A 19,403-nucleotide genomic window follows, 5' to 3' on the forward strand; every position below is an offset into this window, starting at 1 on the left:
TCACTGAGCCAAAGGGATTGTTATGAAACGCAAAGACAAAATCGCTGTAACCGTCATCACCGTGTTTGCCGTAGGTGTGCTGGTTTACCTGCTGGCGCCGGGTGTGTTCGGCAGCAAACGCCAGAGCACCAACGACGCCTTCGTCGCCGCTGACTACACCCTGGTGGCGCCGCGTGTGGCCGGCTTCATCAAGGAAGTGCTGGTGGAAGACAACCAGCGGGTCAAGGCCGGGCAGTTGCTGGCGCTGATCGATGACCGTGACTTCCGCGCCGCTGCCCAGGCGGCCGATGCCGATACGCTGGTGGCCCAGGCGCAGCTGAAAAATGCCACGGCGACCCTGGTGCGCCAAAGCTCGGTGATTGCCCAGGCCCAGGCGACTGTGGCGGCGGATCGCGCCGAAGTGGCGTTTGCCGAACACGAACTGAACCGCTACAACCACCTCGCGGGTGTAGGCGCCGGCACCGTACAGAACGCCCAGCAAGCCAAGACGCGTATTGACCAGGCCACCGCACGCCTGGCGAATGCCACGGCGGTGCTGGCCGCTGAACGCAAGCAGGTGGAAATCCTCAGCGCTCAGCGTGATGCGGCAGAGGGCGGCCTGAAACGTGCCCAGGCCGCACTGGAAATGGCCAGCTATCAGCTGTCGTACACCCGCATCGTCGCGCCGGTGGACGGCATGGTCGGCGAGCGCGCGGTGCGGGTCGGCGCCTATGTGACGCCGGGCAGCAAGATCCTCGCCGTGGTACCGCTGGCCGAGGCCTACGTGGTGGCCAATTTCCAGGAGACCCAGTTATCCCACATGCACGCTGGCCAAACGGTGGACGTGAAGGTCGACAGCCTCGACGGCGAAGTGCTCAAGGGCCACCTCGAAAGCCTGGCGCCAGCTACCGGCGTGACATTTGCCTCGGTCAAACCCGACAACGCCACCGGCAACTTCACCAAGGTGGTGCAGCGTATTCCGGTAAAAATCATCCTGGAGCCCGGCCAGGCGTTGACCGAGCGCCTGCGGGTCGGCATGTCGGTGGAAGCCAGCGTCGACACCCACGCCGCCGCCCAGCAACGTGAGGTGGCGCAGCAATGAGACGCCTTGCCTGGTTAACCTTGAGCCTGCTCACCCTGAGTGCCTGCACCGTCGGCCCGGACTTCCAGCGCCCGCTGAATCCCGTCGGCCAATGGACCGAGCCCCATGGCCGGCAAGCCGCCAGCCACGCGGTCAACGACCCGCTGGAAGAGCGCTGGTGGGAAGTGTTCCACGACGCGCAGCTCACCGCGCTTACCCATCGCGCGCTGACCGATAACCTTGACCTGAAACTCGCCAGCAGCCGCCTGCAACAAAGCCGCGCGGCGCGCCAGGTGATTACCGCCGAGCGCTACCCGACCGTCAACGCCACCGGCGATTACCTGCGTCAGCGCAACAGCGCCGATGGCTTGAGCGATGCCTCGGGCAAGAACGGCCGCTCGGCGTTCAACCAGTGGGACATGGGTTTCTCCGCCGCCTGGGAACTGGACTTCTGGGGCCGGGTAAAACGCGAAACCGAAGCCGCCGACGCCACCCTGCAAGTCGCCGAAAACGACCGCCGCGCGGTGCTGTTGTCGGTGCTGGCGGAAACCGCCCAGGACTACATCCAACTGCGCGGCGTGCAAAACACCCGCGCCGTCACCGAGCAAAACCTCGAGGTGGCGCGCCACAGCCTGAAGCTCTCGCAACTGCGCCTGGCCGATGGTGTCGCCACTGACCTGGACGTAGCCGAAGCCGCTGCTCAAGTGGCCGCCATCGAGGCGCGCCTGCCGGATTTGCAGCAACGCCAGGACCAGTTGATCAACGCCCTGAGCCTGCTGATGGGAGAACCGCCACAAGCCTTGTACGCCGAGCTGTCCAAGGACGCTGCGGTGCCGCAAACCCAACGCCAGGTCGCCATCGGCCTGCCGTCGCAACTGGCCGAGCGCCGCCCGGATATCCGCCAGGCCGAAGCTCGCTTGCATGCGGCCACCGCCTCCATTGGTGTGGCCAAGGGCGACTTCTACCCGCGCATCACCCTGTCTGGCAGCGTGGGCTCCCAGGCGTTGCAGCTGGCGGATTTCGGCTCGTGGAGTTCGCGTGCATTCGCCTTCGGCCCGCAACTGAGCTTGCCGATTTTCAACGGTGGCCGGTTGCAAGGCATGCTCGATCTGCGCGAAGCCCAGCAACAGGAGGCGGCCCTGGCCTACCAGCAGACCGTGCTGCGGGCCTGGCATGAAATCGACGATCAACTGACCCGCTACAACGCCAGCCAACTGCGGCGCGACAGCCTCGCCGAAGCCGTGCGGCAGAACCAGATCGCCCTCAGCACCGCGCAGCATCAATACGTCGAAGGCGTGGTGGATTTCGTCAACGTACTGACCGTGCAAAGTGCGTTGCTGGCGACCCAGGAGCAGTGGGTGGAAAGCTCCACCGGCGTGTCCCTGGCCATGGTCGGGTTGTACAAGGCATTGGGCGGGGGCTGGGAATCGGTATACCCGTTGCAGACCGCCGGACGCTGAATGACAAAGAACTTTGCCAGCCACGCAACAAGGTGTAATGATAATTGCTCTCAATAACGTATCCGAGCTTTTCATGGACACCGCGACTGACGGCCGGCAACAGCTTCATCTCCTGTATCGCGACCATCATGGCTGGCTGCAAGGCTGGCTGCGCAAACGCCTGGGGGATCGCGAACACGCCGCCGATGTGGCGCAGGACACCTTCCTGCGCTTACTGGTATCGGGGCGCTTTCCCGGTGACAAGGAAAGCCGCAGCTACCTGACGCAGATCGCCCGCAACCTGGTGATTGATCAATGGCGACGCCTGCGCATCGAGCGTGCCTACCTGGAAAGCATTGCCCACCTGCCGGAGCCCGAATCCCCGTCCCTGGAAACCCGCGCACTGATCCTCGAAACCCTGATGCAGATCGACGCCATGCTCGACCGCATGCCCGACAACGTGCGCCGCGCATTTCTGTTGTCGCAGTTCGAAGGGCTGAGCTACGCACAGATTGCCGAGCGCCTGGAGGTCACTGTCAGCTCGGTGCAGAAGTACATGACCCGGGCGATTCTCGCCTGCTACCAGGTCGTCTACGAAGAATGAGAACCCGGCACGAAGCGCCGATTGCCCCGGCCATTGTCGAGCAGGCCAGCGAGTGGTTGATGCTGCAATGGGGCGGCGAGATGGACGGCGATCAGCGCCAGGCCTTCGCGCGCTGGCAGGAGGCCGATCCGGAACACCGGCGCGCCTGGAAGCGCTTGCAGCAGTTACAGCAAACCCTCGGCGGTGTGCCTGTCGACAGTGCCCGTGCGGTGTTACGCGATACACCGGACACCCAACGCCGCGCCGCCTTGAAACTGCTCGGGCTGTTGCTGGTGGCCGGTGGCAGCGGCTATCTGGTGCAAAGCAGCCAGCCCTGGCAGGCGGCGTTTGCCGAATACCGCACCGCCACGGGCGAGATTCGCCACCTGACCTTGAGCGATGGCACGCGCCTGGACCTCAACAGCAACAGCGCGGTCGACTTGCGCTTCAGCGCCAGTGAGCGGCGTATCCGCCTGATACGCGGCGAGATCCTGCTGACCAGCGGCCACGATCCGTCCCGGCCATTGATCGTCGAAACCCCGGCCGGAGATGTGCAGGCCTTGGGCACCCGGTTTGCCGTGCGTGAAGTGGACGATGGCAGCCGCGTCGACCTGTATGAAGGACGTGTGCAGGTACGTCCGGTGCGCGGTGCGGCGGTGCAGATGAATGCCGGGGACAGCCTGTGGTTCAGCGCCAGCCGGACTTCGACGCTGGTGCCGGTGGATGCCAATGCCAGCAGTTGGACCGAGAACCGCTTGATCGCCGAGCGCCAGCCGCTGGGGCAGTTCGTTGCCGAGTTGAGCCGTTATCGCCCGGGGCTGTTGCGCTGCGATGCGGCAGTGGCCGGCTTGCTGTTGACCGGCGTGTTTCCGCTGAATGACACCGACGCGATTCTCCACGCGCTTGAGCGTTCGTTGCCGGTGCAGGTACAGGCGGTGACGCGCTATTGGGTCACGATCAAGGCGCGGGGCTAAAAAATTTTTTGCCTACGGCTTGTCGGTTTTCCAACCCCGTCCGGGATACCTCTTGAAAGCCAATCAAGAAGCGTTCTCACGGGGAGCCCTGCAATGTCGCACCACCCAATCCAACCCCTGGCCCGCGCCCTGCGCCGTGGCCTGTTTGTCAGTCTGCTGGCGACGGCGCCTGTGGTGCCGAGCGTGGTCCAGGCCCAGGAGAGTGCTGAAGCCCTGCGCCAATACAACATTGCGGCGGGCAACCTCGACCAGGCCTTGAACCAGTTCGCCAGCGCCTCGGGGATTCTGTTGTCGGTGGACGCCTTGCTGACCCAAGGCAAGCGCAGCGCCGGCTTGCAGGGCCGCTACGCCACCGGGCCAGGGTTGGAGCGTTTGTTGGCCGGCAGCGGATTGGTCGCGGTGCAATCCCAGGGCGGCTGGTCATTGCAGGCCCTGCCCGCGAGCGGCGCGCTGCAACTCGGTGCGACGCAGATCAGTGGTCAACAGGATCAGGAAACGGCCTGGGGCCCGGTCGACGGCATCGTTGCCAAGCGCAGCGCCACCGGCAGCAAGACCGATTCGGCGCTGGTGGAAATCCCCCAGACCATCAACGTCATCACCGCCGCCGAGATCAAGGCGCGGGGCGCGCAAAGCGTTACCCAGGCGTTGCTCTATACACCGGGCATGACGGCCGGCGGTTTTTCCGATCGGGTCAAACTGTTTGATGAGCCTACTTCCCGTGGCTTTACGCCGACGCCGCTGTACCTCGACGGTTTGCACTTGCCCTACGGCGGCGGCAGCACCGGCGGTGCTTTGCAGATCGAGCCCTATTCCCTGGAGCGCATCGAAGTGCTCAAGGGGCCGGCCTCGGTCTTGTACGGGCAGAACCAACCGGGTGGCATCGTCAACATGGTCAGTAAGCGCCCCAGCGAAACCCCGGTGCATCAAGTGGTGCTGGAGGCCGGCACCTACGAGCACAAAAGCGCCGCCATCGACCTCGGAGGACCGCTGGATGAGCAGGGCGAGTTTCTCTATCGCCTCACCGGCCTGGCCAAGGACGAACAGGGCGAGATCAACTACGTCGAGAACAAACGCCAGTTCATCGCTCCCAGCCTGACCTGGCAGCCCAATGACGACACGCGCCTGACCGTGTTCGCCCAGTACCAGAAAGACAAAGGCGTGCCCGAGGCCCAGGGGTTGCCCGCGTCCGGGACGATCTGGGACAACCCCAACGGCAAGATCAAGCGTGATGTGTTCATCGGTGAGCCAGGCGTCAACCAGTACAACCGCGAGCAGTACGTGTTGGGCTATGAGGTGTCCCATCGCCTGAACGACACCTGGACCCTCAAGCAAAACGCTCGCTACGCCGAAGTGGACGACCGCTACACCGCACCGTTGCACGGCTACAGATTTGTGCCCAACCCGGTAACCGGCGTGCAAGACCAACGCTATCTGCAACGCTTCGGCGTGGACTGGTCGCAGCACAACAAAGTATTCGGTGTGGATAGCATCGCCCAGGCGGAGTTCGACACCGGCGCCCTGTCCCACACGTTGATCGTTGGCCTGGATTACTACCACTTCAACTCGCAATTCCACGGCCTGTACGACCGTAATCCGCCGGTGATCGACCTGTTCAAGCCGGTCTATGGCCAGCGGCTGAATTTCGGCCAGCCTTATCGCTGGGACCGCACCGTGACCCAGACCGGCTTGTACGTGCAGGACCAGATCAAATTGGACAAGTGGGCGCTGGTCCTTGGCGGGCGCTACGACTGGGCCAACGTGGTCAACAAGGAACCACTGGCCGACACCCGCACCAGCAGCAAAGACCAGGCGTTCACCGGCCGGGCCGGTCTGGTGTACCTGTTCGATAATGGCCTGGCGCCGTTTATCAGCTACTCCGAATCCTTCCTGCCGCTGTCGGGCACCGATATCAGCGGCAAACCGTTCGATCCTTCTACCGGCAACCAGTACGAAGTCGGCCTGAAATACCAGCCGCCGGGCCAGAAGAGTTTTGTGCAGGTTTCGGTCTATCAACTGGATCAGAAAAACGTGCTGACCACCAACCCGGTAGACACCACCTTCAGCACCCAGAGCGGTGCCATGCGCTCACGTGGCGTGGAGCTGGAAGCCAAGGCCTCCCTCAGCGATGCCTGGGACGTGGTCGCGTCAGCGGCGCGCAATGACATCAAGTACACCAAGGACAACGACGGTCGTCAGGGCCGGCATCCGGCCGGCATTGCGCCGCTTACCGCTTCGGTGTGGGTCAATTACACCGTCCTCGGCGACACACCCCTGGCCGGTGTTGGCGCAGGCTTGGGCGCGCGTTACGTTCGCAGCAGCTTTGGTGATTACTACGCAGGGGCGTTCAGCATTCCGTCCTATACCGTCTACGACGCCAGCCTGAGCTACGACCTGGGCCGCTCGGCGTTCAAGCTCAAAGGCGTGAAGCTGGCAATGAACGTGCAGAACCTCACCAACAAGACCTACGTGTCGCAATGCACCAGTGACCTGGATTGTTACTACGGGGAAGGGCGCACGGTGGTGTCGAGCTTGACTTATGACTGGTAGATACCGGTCATTCGCGGGCGTTTTGTAGCCCTGAGTGCCCACAGTCCAAGGACCGTGGGCACTCAGGGATTCTGCAAAAACACCACATACCCGCGAAACCACTCACTCCCCTTCAAATACCCCGGCTCCTCCCATGCCCCACCCTGAATCAACCCAATCTTGAACGGCACCCCCAACCGGTTCATGCGTGGCAGATACGCCGCGTAGTCCGGGATGCTGTGGCGGCCCTGGTAGGTCTGCACCACCACTTCATCAATCACGCCCTTGAGTTGTGCGATGGCGGCCGGGTCGGCGTTGCTGCTCCAGTCCATCAGCCCGGTGATGCTCAGGCGTAGATCCTTGGGCAAGCGTTGGCGCAGGTCGCGCAGGAAATCCGCGTATTCGTCGAGGTATTGCGTGCGCGCATCGAAGTCGATCTGGATGCCCACCACCGGGTTGCCCGCATCCCGCCAGCGTTGCACCTGGCCGAGCATCTGGCTGTACACCGACTCGGGCCAGTGCAGGGTGTGGGCGCGGTACACCACCCAGATTTCACCCTGGGTGATGCGCGGCACACTCATGCCCTGGGCGATGAATTGCACGCCACGCCGGGGCGCGCGGCGGGTCGAGTTGATCTGGCCCTGGAGGATGTACAGGGTTTTCGCCTGCTTGAGCACCGGCTGCGGCGCGACGCCGCTCCACAGCCAGAACGCGTCATGGTCGCGGGCGTCCACCGCGCCGAAGGCCGGGCTTGCCAGCAGGAGCAGGGCCAGCCAGAAGCGCTTCACGGCTTACCAGTAGTACTGCAGCGACTTGCCCCACTGGGTGTCGGCGAACCCGGTTTTCAACTGGCGGAACCAGCCTTTGCGCACGTTCTTGTCGACGTCCTCGCCACCGCAACTGTTGTAGCCCGAAGGTCCGTAGCAGTTGATGGCACGAAACAGCGCGTAGGCCTTGTCGTTTCGCGGTGCCTTGGGATTGCCGATCACCCGCTTGTAGCCCTCCAGTCGCGAGAAGGTTTCACCCTTGAAGGGCGAGGCAGTGCTGCCCAGGCTGCCGGCGGAGCGCGCTTGTTCCAGGGGCATGCCGTCCAGGCCGTTACGCAGGACGAATTCCCCCAGGCAGTTCAGGCCCTGCGGGTTTTTCGGATCGGCCTGCAAGGTGCTGGCGATTTGCGCGATGCTCGGGCAGGTGTAGCCGGACTCGGCCTTGTCACCGTTCCACTGGAACAGTCTCAACGACTGGCCGCCGCTGTAGACGTAGCCCAGGCTGGTGCCGAGCTTGTCATCGGGAATCGAGGCGGGCAGTTGCTTGAGGTCCTCGGCAAAGGTCTCGAACTGGCCGCGCAGCAGGTCTTTATAGAGCAGCGTGAATTGTGCGGTCTGGCGCTCTACCGGGTCTTCGGCATGGGCAAGCTGTTGGCGCAGCAGGTCGGGACCGGCGACGTTGCGCAGCAGGATATAGCGCACCTGCTTGGCACTGATCGGCGAATCGGCGGCGAATACCTTGGCCAGCTGGCCGCTGCGTTCGTAGTTCATCGCCAATGCCAGCTCCAGCTGGTCACGTTGCAACGGTTGCCTGGCCAGCGGCAGCAGTTGCAGCCACAGCGCCTCGGCGGCTTTCCAGTCTTCCCTGGCTTCCAGCGCGAGGCCACGCAGAGTCTGTTGGCTGAAAGCGAAGTAGTCGAGATTCGACGGCACGTCTTGCGGCAGCAGCTTCAAGGCACGGTCGGGCTGATGCTCGACGTTCAGGGCAAACGCCGCCTGCACGTAGGCATACAGCGCGGGCTCCTGCGCGAACACCGCTTTTTGTGCATCGAGCGCTTCACGCGTGAGCTTCGGCGGCTCACCGGCACGCATCCACATCAGGTCGTTGAGGGCCAGGATCAACGGGTTGCCCACAGGTGCCGTGGTGCTGGTCAGCAGCTTGGTGTCGGCTTCCTGCACCAGTTCATCCAGCGACACGTTGCGCTGGGCATCGGTGGCCTGGGTCAGTTGCCAGGCAAAGTCGTCCGCCAGTTTGTCGGGGTTGGGCGCCAGCCAGTGCACCCGGCGCAACAGGCCACGGGCGGAGGCGGCGTATTCGCCCTGTGGATAAGTTTTCAGGTAGTCGTCGAAAGCGCTTTCGGCCCGTTGCAGGGCAGACTTATCCACATGCTCAAGCGACGGCGTGCCGTATTCATCGAAGGCATTTTGCTGGGCGTCGTTCAGCGCGGTGCGGGCGGTCATGTACAGCGCTGTTTCCTTCAGCCAGGGCAGCGAGCTGCTCGTCAGCCCGGCAAAACCTTTTTGCGCATCGCTGAAGCGTCCGCTGTAAAAGTCCCCGGCGGCTTTCAGGTAGGTGAGCAATGCCTGGCCGTCTGCCGATTTGATTTGGTCGGCCTCGCCTGCCGCTACGCCGTCCGAGGAACAACTGCCGAGCATCTGCAGCCGCAGCTTGGCCAGTAACTGGCGCTCGGCCTGCGGTACATCGGCCTTCACCACCTGGCTGATAAACGCGGCGGCACTGTCATCGGCGTTGCTGCGGCAGCGGCTGCCTTCGCCGGAAAGGAAGGCTTCACCGGCGGTCTTGGCGTCGTCGCGGGTGATGCCCAGCGGGCTGAGCAGTGCATCCAGTTCGGCGGTGCGCGAGTCGTCGGGTTTGTTGTCGGGCTCATCCGCAGCCGGCATAAGCCGATACACCGGAAAGGGCACCGGGCCAAATCCTTCGGACACGTCCTGCTCGCCAAAGGCATTCGGCGCCAGCGGCATGACGTTTTTGTCCGCCAGCAACAGCCGCAGGTTGACCCGGCTGTCATTGCCGGGGCTCAGGAAGGGCAGGTTGCTGCACACGTCCAGGCTGTTGCGCGACACCCGCCAATCCGGGTAGCAAGAGTCATCGCCGCTGGCGTGGGCCTGGAGGGGAAGGGTGGCGAGCAATGCCAGTGCCAGGGGTGACAGAAGACCGATGCGCATGAAATGTCCTTGATCCTGAATCCATGGAAGGCAGCAATCATAGCGTGATCCGATGAAAGCGTCGGAGACGTCCTGCGCAAAATTCAGATTTGTCCGATTGGCGGATGGTTGGTCAAATCCATGCAAAACAGCGGGCGAATCAAGGCCTTTTGACCTAGAGTGGCGGGTGTTCGCGCAAGCGCAGGTTCAGTAGTGGGTGAGGAAGTAGAGGTGCGACGCTCTGTGGCGGAACAAGACAACAAGGCCGGGGCATTGCCCGTGCTCAATCCTGGCCTTTGGGAGAATGCCGGCTGGCTGGCTCGGTTGTGGTGGGTACCGCTGGTGGCGTTGGCCATGGCCATGCGTTTCTATGGCCTGACCGCCTCCGCCATCTGGGGCGATGAAGGTTCAAGCCTGCTGCTCGCCGAGTATTCCCTGGAAGACCTGTGGTTTCACGCCGCACATGACGTTCATCCGCCGCTGTATTTCTTCATGCTGCGCGGCTGGATCGAGGTGTTCGGCGACAGCATTTTCTCCCTGCGCAGCATGAGTGCGATCCCCGGTGTGGTCGCAGTCGGCCTGGGAATCTGGCTGACACGACTGATCGCGACCCGTCGCGCGGCGGTGCTGGCCGGGATTCTGTTGGCGTTGCTGCCCACGGCAGTGCGCTACAGCCAGGAAGTGCGGATGTATTCGCTGCTGGGCGTGTGGCTGCTGGCCGCCACCCTGGCCTTGGTGTATTGGGTCCGCCAGCCTGAGCGCAAGCGCTATCTGGTGGCCTATGCGCTGTTGATGACGGCAGCCTTCTACACCCACTATTTCACCGCGTTGTGCGTGCTGGTGCATTGGTCATGGCTGCTGTTGCTGCGCCAGCCACGGGCCGGCGGCCTGCGCCTGGTCACGCGTGCGGGCTGGTGGGTGGCCAACGTTGCCATTGTGTTGCTGTACTTGCCCTGGCTCCCGAATCTGCTGGGCCTGGTGCAGCACACCGAAGAACTCAAGGTGGGCGGTGATATTGGCTGGGAAGACCCGGTCAACCTGTATTCCGTGCCGTCGATGGTGTGGCAGTTCCTCATTCAGGACCCGGGCGACCACTTGTGGCGACCGCTCTTTGTGGTGTTTCCGTTATTGCTGATGGCGCTGGTCGGTGTGACTGCCTGGCGCGATCAAAGCCGCTTTCGCTTTGGCTGGCTGCTGGGGCTTTTTTTCATGCTGCCGGTGCTGCTGGTCTATGGGGTTTCGTTTATTTCCCCGGTGTTTATCGAGCGTTATCTCACCGCCTACGCGATGAGTTTGCCGATCATCGTGGCGTTGGCCGTCGACCGTCTGTCGCCGCGCCTGCCGCTCGCAGCGGCGGCAGTCTTCGTGTTGTTTGTCGGGGTCGAGCTGGTGGGCGTGAAAACCAACTCCACCGTCGATGAGCATGATCAGTTCAACGTGGTGGTGGAGTTCGTCAATCGCAACTACCAGGAAGATGATCGCATCGTCATCAGCGACATGCTGTGGTTCCTGCCCTACGTCTATTACGACGAGACCGACGCCCAGTTGCAGCTTTTCACTCCGCCCACCGCCGCCGGCAAGTCCACCCGGCCTAATGCCTATGGTTTTGGCACCCTGGTGGACCAGGATGGCGGGCGCATCTACCTTGATCGCTTGTCGGCGTTACCCGCCGAGATCCAGCGTGTATGGCTGATCAGCGCCGCGGAGCCGCCGGATGAGTTTGCCCCGTTGCCGGCCGGATGGCGTCAGCTCAGCCAGCAGGACGGCGGCGGCGCGCGGGCCCGGCTGTTCGTGCTGTGTAACGCGCCAGCGGGCGTGCACCGTGAGGGCTGCGATTAATCCGCGCAACACCTGAGAGGTTTATGTTCGCCTGGGGGGCTAGACTCAGGTGAACCCTCTCTCCAGGAACGCCTCATGGAATCCCCAGTCCACAACTTGCCATCGTTGTTCAAACAGCTCGGTTTGCCCGATGACCCGGTCAGCATCGAGCGGTTCATCGCGGTCCACTCCCCACTCAAGCCCGAATTGCATCTGGCGGAAGCGTTTTTCTGGACGCCGCCCCAGCGGGCGTTTTTGCGTGAAGAGATTCTGGAGGACGCGGATTGGGCGGAGGTGGTGGATGAGTTGAATTTGCGGTTGAGAGAGGGGCGCGGGGCTTGAAACCCGCTTTACTGACTCACACCTTCGCGCCTCCACCACCCATCCCAAAATTTGTATCAAAACTTGACGGCCTGGGATCCATCGACCATATTGATAGTTAGCAAACTAACTGTATGCGAATAATCCAGTGTCCCAGACCCTCGAACAACTCCAGATGAACATCAGCAGCAGCATGGTGGTAGGTGCCAGGACCTGGCGCAAAATCTGCCAGACCACGCTCGTCAGCTATGGCATCTCCGAAGCCTGCGCCGTGCCGCTGCTGATGATCGGCCGCCTCGGCGACGGTGTGCATCAGGTCAAGGTGGCCCAGGCGGCCGGGATGGAAAGCCCGTCCCTGGTGCGGCTGTTGGATCAGCTGTGCAGTTCCGGCTATGTGTGCCGCACCGAAGACATCCACGACCGCCGCGCCAAGGCCTTGAGCCTCACCGCGCGTGGCCGCGAGCTGGTGCAGGCAGTGGAACAGCAACTGGTGCGCCTGCGTCGCGAGGTGCTGGCGACAATCGACCCCGATGACCTGGAAGCTGCTTTGCGTGTACTGCGGGCCTTCGAAGGTGCCAATCAACATCCCATGGTTGTGAGTTCTTGAACGGATTTTTTACCGGCATGCCGCCGGCCAGGGATTGGTTCTATGGCGTAAGGACATTCGCCGCTTCAATGATCGCGTTGTACATCGCCATGCTGATGCAAATGCCGCGTCCGTATTGGGCGATGGCCACGGTGTATATCGTGTCCAGCCCGTTTGTCGGCCCTACCAGCTCCAAGGCGCTGTACCGGGCGGTCGGTACCTTCATGGGCGCGGCCGCTGCGGTGTTTTTTGTGCCGATGTTTGTGCAGACGCCTTACGTGTTGGTGGTGGTGATCGCGCTGTGGACCGGGATTCTGCTGTTCCTGTCCCTGCACCTGCGCACCGCCAACAGCTATGCGCTGATGCTGGCCGGCTACACCTTGCCGCTGATCGCCCTGCCGGTGGTGGATAACCCGCTGGCGGTGTGGGATGTGGCCGAAGCGCGGACCGAAGAGATCTTCCTTGGCATCGCCGTGGCGGCGGTGGTGGGGGCGATGTTCTGGCCGCGACGCCTGGCGCCGGTGTTCGATGACTCGGTGAGCAAGTGGTTTGCCGACGCCCAGGTCTACAGCCAGCGCTTCCTCAGCCGCAACGTGCAACCCGAGGAAATCAGCACCCTGCGCGGCGGCATGGTCGCTACCTTCAACACCCTGGAATTGATGATCGGCCAACTGCCCCACGAGGGCTCCCGGCCGCAAACGGTGCGCAATACAAAGGAGCTGCGCGGGCGGATGATCCACCTGCTGCCGGTGATCGACGCACTGGACGACGCCGTGTACGCGCTGGAACACCGCGCGCCGGAATTGCTCGAGCGCTTCACGCCGCTGCTGACCGCCGCCAACGAGTGGCTGGTCAGCACGCAAAAGGATGCGCCCCTCGAACGCTGGCGTGTCCTGCGCGACCAGATCGAAGCCCTGCAACCCGATGCCGACGCCCTGGATGACCGCCATCAGTTGCTGTTCTCCAACGCCCTGTATCGCCTGGGCGAGTGGGTGGATCTGTGGCAAGACTGCCGCAGCCTGCAAGCCGCCATCCAGTGCGAAAGCCAGGACAGCTGGCGCGCAGTTTACCGCCACTGGCGCCTGGGCCGGCTGACGCCATTCCTCGACCGTGGCCTGATGTTCTACTCGGCGTTTTCCACCGTCACCGCGATCATCGTCGCCTCGGTGCTGTGGATCCTGCTGGGCTGGACCGACGGTGGCAGCGCGGTGATCCTCGCGGCGGTGGCCTGCAGCTTCTTCGCCTCCATGGACGACCCGGCGCCGCAGATCTACCGGTTCTTTTTCTGGACCGCGATGTCGGTGCTGTTCGCCAGCCTCTACCTGTTTCTGGTGCTGCCCAACCTGCACGATTTCCCGATGCTGGTGCTGGCGTTTTCGGTGCCCTTTATCTGCATCGGCACGCTGACGGTACAGCCGCGTTTCTACCTCGGCATGCTGCTGACGCTGGTCAATACCTCGTCGTTCATCAGCATCCAGGGTGCCTACGACGCGGACTTCCTGGCCTTTGCCAACTCCAACCTGGCGGGCCCGGTGGGCCTGTTGTTCGCCTTTGTCTGGACCCTGATTGCCCGGCCGTTCGGCGCTGAGCTTGCGGCCAAGCGCCTGACCCGTTTCAGCTGGCGCGACATCGTCACCCTGACCGAGCCTGCGACCCTGGCCGAACACCGCAAGATGGGCGTGCAAATGCTCGACCGCCTGATGCAACACCTGCCGCGCCTGGCCATGACCGGCCAGGACACCGGCATCGCCCTGCGGGAAGTGCGGGTGGCGCTGAACCTGCTGGACCTGCTGGCGTACTCGCCGCGCATCCTCGGGGTGCCGCGGGTGTTGTTGAACCAGGTGGTGGAAGGCGTCGGCGGTTACTTCAAGGCCTGCCTCAAGGCCGGTGAACGTCTGCCGGCCCCCGGCGGTCTGCTGATGACCCTCGACCGTACCCGCCGCGCCCTCAACGGCCAGGGCCTGCAAGGCGAGGACGAAACCCGCCTGCATTTGTTGCACGCCCTCAGCGGCTTGCGCCTGGCGCTGTTGCCCGGCGTGGAATTTCTTGGCGGCACAGAGATGGAAGCGCCGTTACCCGATGGAGCGCCTTTATGATCGGTGATCTGGATATCAGCGGGGTGTTCCTGCCCACGTTGCTGGTGCTGATGGGCATTACGTATGTGTTGTACCTGGTGGTGCACGGGCTGTTGACCCGCGTCCACTTCTATCGCCTGGTCTGGCACCGGGCATTGTTCAATGTGGGTCTCTACGCTCTGTTGCTGGGCGCAGTGGATTCACTCAGTCGATACCTCATGACATGAAAAAACCTTTTTTGACCATTGGCCGTGTAGTCCTGACGTTACTGGTGGTGACCTTCGCCTGCGTCGTGGTGTGGCGCATGGTGATGTACTACATGTTCGCGCCGTGGACCCGTGACGGCCACATCCGTGCCGACATCGTGCAGATCGCCCCGGACGTGTCCGGGCTGATCCAGCAAGTGGACGTGCGCGATAACCAGTTGGTGGTGCGCGGCCAGGTGCTGTTCTCCGTCGACCAGGACCGCTTCAAGCTGGCCCTGCGCCAGGCCCAGGCCGCCGTGGCCGACCGTCAGGAAACCCTGGCCCAGGCCGTGCGCGAGAACAAGCGTAACCGTGGCCTCGGCAACCTGGTGGCCAGCGAGCAACTGGAAGAAAGCCAGTCCCGCGTCGCCCGTGCCCAATCGGCCCTGGCCGAGTCGCAAGTGGCGGTGGATGCCGCGCAACTCAACCTGGACCGCTCGGTGATCCGCAGCCCCGTGGACGGCTACATCAACGACCGTGCGCCGCGTAACCAGGAGTTCGTGACCGCCGGGCGCCCGGTGTTGTCGGTGGTGGACAGCAACTCCTTCCACATCGACGGCTACTTTGAAGAGACCAAGCTCGACGGCATTCACGTCGGCCAGAGCGTCGACATCCGCGTGATCGGCGACAACGCTCGCCTGCGCGGGCATGTGCAGAGCATCGTCGCCGGTATCGAAGACCGTGACCGCACCAGCGGCTCCAACCTGCTACCGAACGTCAACCCGGCGTTCAGCTGGGTGCGCCTGGCCCAGCGGATTCCGGTGCGCATTGCGTTTGACGATGTGCCGGCAGACTTCCGCATGATTGCCGGGCGCACCGCCACCGTGTCGATCATCGACGACCAACCCAAGTCGGAGAACAAGCCATGAAACGGCTTTTAGCAACCGCCGGGCTGGGGTTGTTGCTGTCGGCCTGCCAGGTGGTGGGGCCCGATTACAAACTGCCGGACAAGGCGGCCGTGAACCGTGGTGACCTTCAGGGCCAGTTGGCCGGGGAGGGCAGCAATGTGGTGTCGGCGCCGGTACCGGCGGACTGGTGGAAGCTTTACCAGGACCCGCGCCTGGATAAGCTGGTGGAGCAGGCCATGGCCTCCAACACCGACCTGCGGGTGGCTGCGGCCAACTTGCAGCGCTCGCGCTATCAGGTGCAGCAAGCCGAATCGGCCGGCGGCTGGAGTGCCGGCGCCAAGGCCGAAGCCCAGCGCCTGCAAGAATCGGGTGAGGCCTATTTGCTGACGGAAAAAGTCCCGGTGGCGAATATCGGCAGCGCCAGTATCAGCACCTCCTATCAATTCGATTTGTTCGGCACCTTGCAGCGCGGCATTGAAAGCTCCCAGGCCACTGCCGATGCGGCCCAGGCGGCGTCCGATATCGCCCGTATCACCCTGGTGGCGGACGTGGTGCGCTCCTACACCCAGGTGTGCGCGGCCAACGAAGAGCTGGCGATCGCCAACGAGTCCCTCGACCTGCAAGCCCAGAGCACGCACCTGACCCAGCGCCTGCGGGATGCCGGGCGCGGTGATGAAACCCAGGTCACCCGTTCGCAAACCCAATACAAATCCTTGCGCGCCGAAATGCCGCGCTATGAAGCACTGCGCCAGGCCGGGCTGTTCCGCCTGTCGATGTTGCTGGCCAGGCCGCTGGATCAACTGCCGGCCGGCACTGCCCAATGCGCCGAGCTGCCGCACATCGCGCAGTTGTTGCCGGTGGGCGATGGCGCCACGCTGCTCAAGCGTCGCCCTGACGTGCGCCAGGCCGAACGCCAACTGGCGGCGGCCACCGCGCGCATCGGTGTGGCCACCGGCGCGCTGTACCCGGACATCAGCATCGGCGCCACCGTGGGCACCGTCGGCATCCTGGATGACCTCGGCACCCCGGCCACCAACCGTTGGGGCTTTGGCCCGCTGATCAGCTGGACGCTGCCGACCAACGGCGCCCGCGCCCGCATCCACGAAGCCGAAGCCGCGACCCAGGGCGCCCTGGCGCACTTCGACGGGGTGGTGCTCAACGCTATCCGTGAAACCCAGACGGGCCTCGCGCAATACACCGCGCAACTGCAACGCCGCGATGCCCTGGCGGATGCCGGCGCGTCGGCCAAAGAGGCGGCGGAGCAGACGCACCGGTTCTTCCAGGCCGGCCGCGCGTCGTTCCTGGCCGACCTGCAAGCCACTCGCACCTACACCGACGTGCGGGCGCAACTGGCCGCGGCGAACACCCAGGTTGCCATGAGCCAGATCGATTTGTTCCTGGCCCTGGGCGGCGGCTGGGAAAGTGGACGAACGCAAGCCACACAAGCCAGCAAACCCTGAGCTGATTGCTATGCTTTGACAGGCGGACTTACGTGATGGTCCGCTGGTCACTGCTCGCGTTTGCTCATGGGGATTCCAATAATGAAAAACCCTTATGCTCCCGCTTTCTGGTGCGTGTTCTTCGCACTGGTGTTGCTATCGGCGACTTACTTCTACGGCATCATGCTGGCCCATCAAATCGACAAGGCCATGGTGTTCCTCGACAGCGCCAGCGCGCTGATCGCGGTGCTGTCCATCGGCGTGGTGGCCTGGGCCTCCTACCAGGGCCAGCGAATCAAGCGAAGACTGCTCGAACAAGGCAAGACCCGCGTGGCGATCTGGGACACCAAGGTTGCCCTGCGCCGGGTCGAGACGGTGTTCGACCGCTACTTCTGGGGCAGCTACTGGCAGCCGGGGCGCACCTTCCAGGAAGTCATGGGCGAACTGACCGGCACCCCGCTGGAAAAAAGCCTCGAAGCCCTGAAAAAACAATGCGTGATGCTTGATCGGCAAGTCGCCGACGGACGGCATTGGCTGAATAACGCCCGGGAATTATCCGACGTGGCCACGGCGATGGCGCGGGAGCGTTACCAGCTGGATTTTTATGATCCCAAGTCGGATACGCCGGGCAATGCGGTGATTCACCGTGAGTTTGAGGTGCTGGTGTATACGTGGACGGCGCGCCTGAAAAGCTTCGACCATCAACTCGATGAGATCGAAACCGAGTATTCCTGAAATCTGTGGTGTCTGTACTGACGCCTTCGCGAGCAAGCCCGCTCCCACATTCGACTGCATTCCAAAGATGGAACTCGATCGAATGTGGGAGCGGGCTTGCTCGCGAAGGCACTTTACCGTTCAGCGCTGAAGTCTGCGCCTATTGAAAAATTGGGCTGCATACGCCAGCCAATGCTAATCTTCCCCGGATTTCGGCGGGCTTGAGCCGACACCCTTCGGGGTTCAGGGAAGACAGCCCACTTCACAGGATTTGATCAGGTCACTACATGAATAAGCCAGCAGTCGTTCTCTTGGGTATCGTCGTCGCCATTGGTGCAATCAGCGCAGGCGGTGCCTGGTACACCGGCAAGCAACTGGAGCCGGTGCTGCAAACCGCCATCCAGGACGCCAACAAGGAACTGCAGACCTCCATGGCCGGTGTCGACGGCACCGTGACCCTCGAACTGGTCTCCCTCGACCGCCAGCTGTTCAGCAGCACCGCCCACTATCGCCTCAAGGCCCAGGGCGCGGTGTTCGGCGAAAATCATCAGGACACCGAACTGCTGTTCGTCGACCATATCGAACACGGCCCGCTGCCGTTCTCGCGCCTGGTGTCGCTGAAGTGGCTGCCGGTCATGGCCACCAGTCACTACGAACTCGAGAAAAACCCCACCACCGAAAAATGGTTCGCTGCCAGCAAGGACGTGTCGCCCCTCAAAGGCGTGGCCAACATCGGCTATGACCGCTCGGTGACCGGCAACGTTGAACTGCTGCCCCTGGAACTCAAGGACGACAAGTCGGCCGTGAGCTTCTCCGGCGCCAACCTCGATTTCGACTCCACCGCCGAAGGCAAGAAGGTCAAGGCCAGCGGCTACATGGACAGCCTCAAGGTCTCGGTCATCGATGCCAACAACGCCAAGCTGGATGCGGAGCTGAGCGGCCTGACCATCGCCAGCAACCTGGAAAAAACCACCTTCGGTTTCTACACCGGGCAAAACACCGTCGAGCTGACCAACACCAAGGTCACCTTCGGCCCGCAGCAAGCAGTGCTGACTCTCAAGAACTTTGAGCAGAAAGACAGCAGCGAAACCAAGGACAACAACCTGGCCGGCCGCGTCGACTACAAGATCGACGAGATCGGTTACCAGGGCAAGCCAGTGGGTTCGGCGGCCATGGCCGTCAGCATGAAGAACGTCGACATCCCGTCGATGCTGGTACTGACCAAGCTCTACCAGGAAAAAGTACAGCCGGCCCAGGCCGCTGCCGCTGCCGGCCAGCCAGTGCCTGAGTTGCAACTGACCGAAGCCGAGCAGACCCTGGCCCAGGCCAACGTCGACCAACTGCTGGCTGCCAAGCCGCAAGTGGCGGTAGAAAACCTGTCGCTGAAAACCACCAATGGCGAGAGCCGCTTCAACCTGGTGGCGGACTTCGCCAAGCCGTCGAGCATGGACCTGCCGCCGGTTGAACTGGGCAAGCAAATCGTTGCGTTGCTGGACGCCAACCTCACCCTGTCCAAGCCGATGATCCAGGACGTTGCCGGCCTGCAGGCGCAGATTGGTGGTGTGACCGACCCGAAAGCCATCGAGCAGCAATCCCAGATGGCCAGCGAGATGATCAGCGGCATGGCCGTGGGTACTCAACTGGCGACCCTGGTGGGTACCGATATCGTGTCCAAGCTGCACTACGCCAACAATGAAGTGACCTTCAACGGCCAGAAAATGACCGTCGAGCAATTCATTGGTTTTGTGCTGGGCAAGTTCGGCGCGGTCAGCGGCGCTCAATAAGACTCGGCTCAAAATGATGTAGGCCAATTCTGAACAATTGTTCTGAATTGGCCTTTTT

The 19,403-nt window shown here is 62.9% G+C and carries 16 protein-coding genes; 14 read left to right on the forward strand and 2 right to left on the reverse strand.

Annotated features, from left to right (window positions below; all coding sequences use genetic code 11):
• The first annotated feature begins 22 nt into the window (after window positions 1-22).
• The 5 genes from A462_RS21595 to A462_RS21575 all read left to right on the forward strand — a co-directional run bounded on the left by A462_RS21595 (window position 23) and on the right by A462_RS21575 (window position 6,603).
• A complete protein-coding gene (locus tag A462_RS21595) occupies window positions 23-1,081 on the forward strand; it encodes an HlyD family secretion protein (RefSeq protein WP_008433636.1) in 1,059 nt (352 codons plus the stop codon).
• Complete coding sequence (locus A462_RS21590; RefSeq protein ID WP_008433638.1) at window positions 1,078-2,520, forward strand: efflux transporter outer membrane subunit; 1,443 nt, start codon at window positions 1,078-1,080, stop codon at window positions 2,518-2,520. The genes A462_RS21595 and A462_RS21590 overlap by 4 nt, the downstream gene beginning before the upstream one ends.
• A gap of 73 nt (window positions 2,521-2,593) precedes the next feature.
• On the forward strand, window positions 2,594-3,103 hold the full coding sequence (locus tag A462_RS21585; RefSeq protein WP_008433639.1) for a sigma-70 family RNA polymerase sigma factor: 510 nt from the start codon (window positions 2,594-2,596) through the stop codon (window positions 3,101-3,103).
• On the forward strand, window positions 3,100-4,056 hold the full coding sequence (locus tag A462_RS21580; RefSeq protein WP_008433641.1) for a FecR domain-containing protein: 957 nt from the start codon (window positions 3,100-3,102) through the stop codon (window positions 4,054-4,056). Before A462_RS21585 ends, A462_RS21580 begins: the two co-directional genes overlap by 4 nt.
• A gap of 93 nt (window positions 4,057-4,149) precedes the next feature.
• Window positions 4,150-6,603: a TonB-dependent siderophore receptor gene (locus tag A462_RS21575; RefSeq protein ID WP_008433643.1), complete on the forward strand. Its 2,454-nt coding sequence runs from the start codon at window positions 4,150-4,152 to the stop codon at window positions 6,601-6,603.
• A 62-nt stretch (window positions 6,604-6,665) separates the two neighbouring features.
• Here A462_RS21575 and A462_RS21570 read toward each other — a convergent pair whose 3' ends face one another.
• On the reverse strand, window positions 6,666-7,370 hold the full coding sequence (locus A462_RS21570; protein ID WP_008433644.1) for a DUF3142 domain-containing protein: 705 nt from the start codon (window positions 7,368-7,370) through the stop codon (window positions 6,666-6,668).
• Between the two features lie 3 nt (window positions 7,371-7,373).
• On the reverse strand, window positions 7,374-9,536 hold the full coding sequence (locus tag A462_RS21565) for a hypothetical protein (RefSeq protein ID WP_008433646.1): 2,163 nt from the start codon (window positions 9,534-9,536) through the stop codon (window positions 7,374-7,376).
• A gap of 222 nt (window positions 9,537-9,758) precedes the next feature.
• Between A462_RS21565 and A462_RS21560 the strand changes: the two genes are divergently transcribed.
• From A462_RS21560 to A462_RS21520, 9 genes are all read left to right on the forward strand, one after another.
• Window positions 9,759-11,354 carry a glycosyltransferase family 39 protein gene (locus A462_RS21560; RefSeq protein WP_008433648.1) on the forward strand — a complete coding sequence of 532 codons (1,596 nt, stop codon included), beginning with the start codon at window positions 9,759-9,761 and terminating at the stop codon, window positions 11,352-11,354.
• A 75-nt stretch (window positions 11,355-11,429) separates the two neighbouring features.
• Complete coding sequence (locus A462_RS21555; RefSeq protein WP_008433650.1) at window positions 11,430-11,675, forward strand: DUF2789 domain-containing protein; 246 nt, start codon at window positions 11,430-11,432, stop codon at window positions 11,673-11,675.
• A gap of 154 nt (window positions 11,676-11,829) precedes the next feature.
• On the forward strand, window positions 11,830-12,261 hold the full coding sequence (locus A462_RS21550; RefSeq protein WP_008433651.1) for a MarR family winged helix-turn-helix transcriptional regulator: 432 nt from the start codon (window positions 11,830-11,832) through the stop codon (window positions 12,259-12,261).
• Entirely contained in the window at window positions 12,258-14,336 is a 2,079-nt protein-coding gene (locus A462_RS21545; RefSeq protein WP_008433653.1) for an FUSC family protein, read from the forward strand. The genes A462_RS21550 and A462_RS21545 overlap by 4 nt, the downstream gene beginning before the upstream one ends.
• Window positions 14,333-14,542 carry a DUF1656 domain-containing protein gene (locus A462_RS21540; RefSeq protein WP_003218193.1) on the forward strand — a complete coding sequence of 70 codons (210 nt, stop codon included), beginning with the start codon at window positions 14,333-14,335 and terminating at the stop codon, window positions 14,540-14,542. The genes A462_RS21545 and A462_RS21540 overlap by 4 nt, the downstream gene beginning before the upstream one ends.
• On the forward strand, window positions 14,539-15,429 hold the full coding sequence (locus tag A462_RS21535; RefSeq protein ID WP_003218191.1) for an efflux RND transporter periplasmic adaptor subunit: 891 nt from the start codon (window positions 14,539-14,541) through the stop codon (window positions 15,427-15,429). The genes A462_RS21540 and A462_RS21535 overlap by 4 nt, the downstream gene beginning before the upstream one ends.
• On the forward strand, window positions 15,426-16,868 hold the full coding sequence (locus A462_RS21530) for an efflux transporter outer membrane subunit (protein WP_008433656.1): 1,443 nt from the start codon (window positions 15,426-15,428) through the stop codon (window positions 16,866-16,868). The genes A462_RS21535 and A462_RS21530 overlap by 4 nt, the downstream gene beginning before the upstream one ends.
• A gap of 81 nt (window positions 16,869-16,949) precedes the next feature.
• The gene (locus tag A462_RS21525; protein WP_003218188.1) at window positions 16,950-17,582 is read left to right on the forward strand and encodes a hypothetical protein; all 633 of its coding nucleotides are present in this window, start codon (window positions 16,950-16,952) and stop codon (window positions 17,580-17,582) included.
• A 266-nt stretch (window positions 17,583-17,848) separates the two neighbouring features.
• The gene (locus tag A462_RS21520) at window positions 17,849-19,345 is read left to right on the forward strand and encodes a YdgA family protein (protein ID WP_023659325.1); all 1,497 of its coding nucleotides are present in this window, start codon (window positions 17,849-17,851) and stop codon (window positions 19,343-19,345) included.
• The last annotated feature ends 58 nt before the right edge of the window (window positions 19,346-19,403 follow it).

This window comes from Pseudomonas sp. Ag1, from assembly GCF_000278565.1.
Lineage (GTDB): Bacteria > Pseudomonadota > Gammaproteobacteria > Pseudomonadales > Pseudomonadaceae > Aquipseudomonas.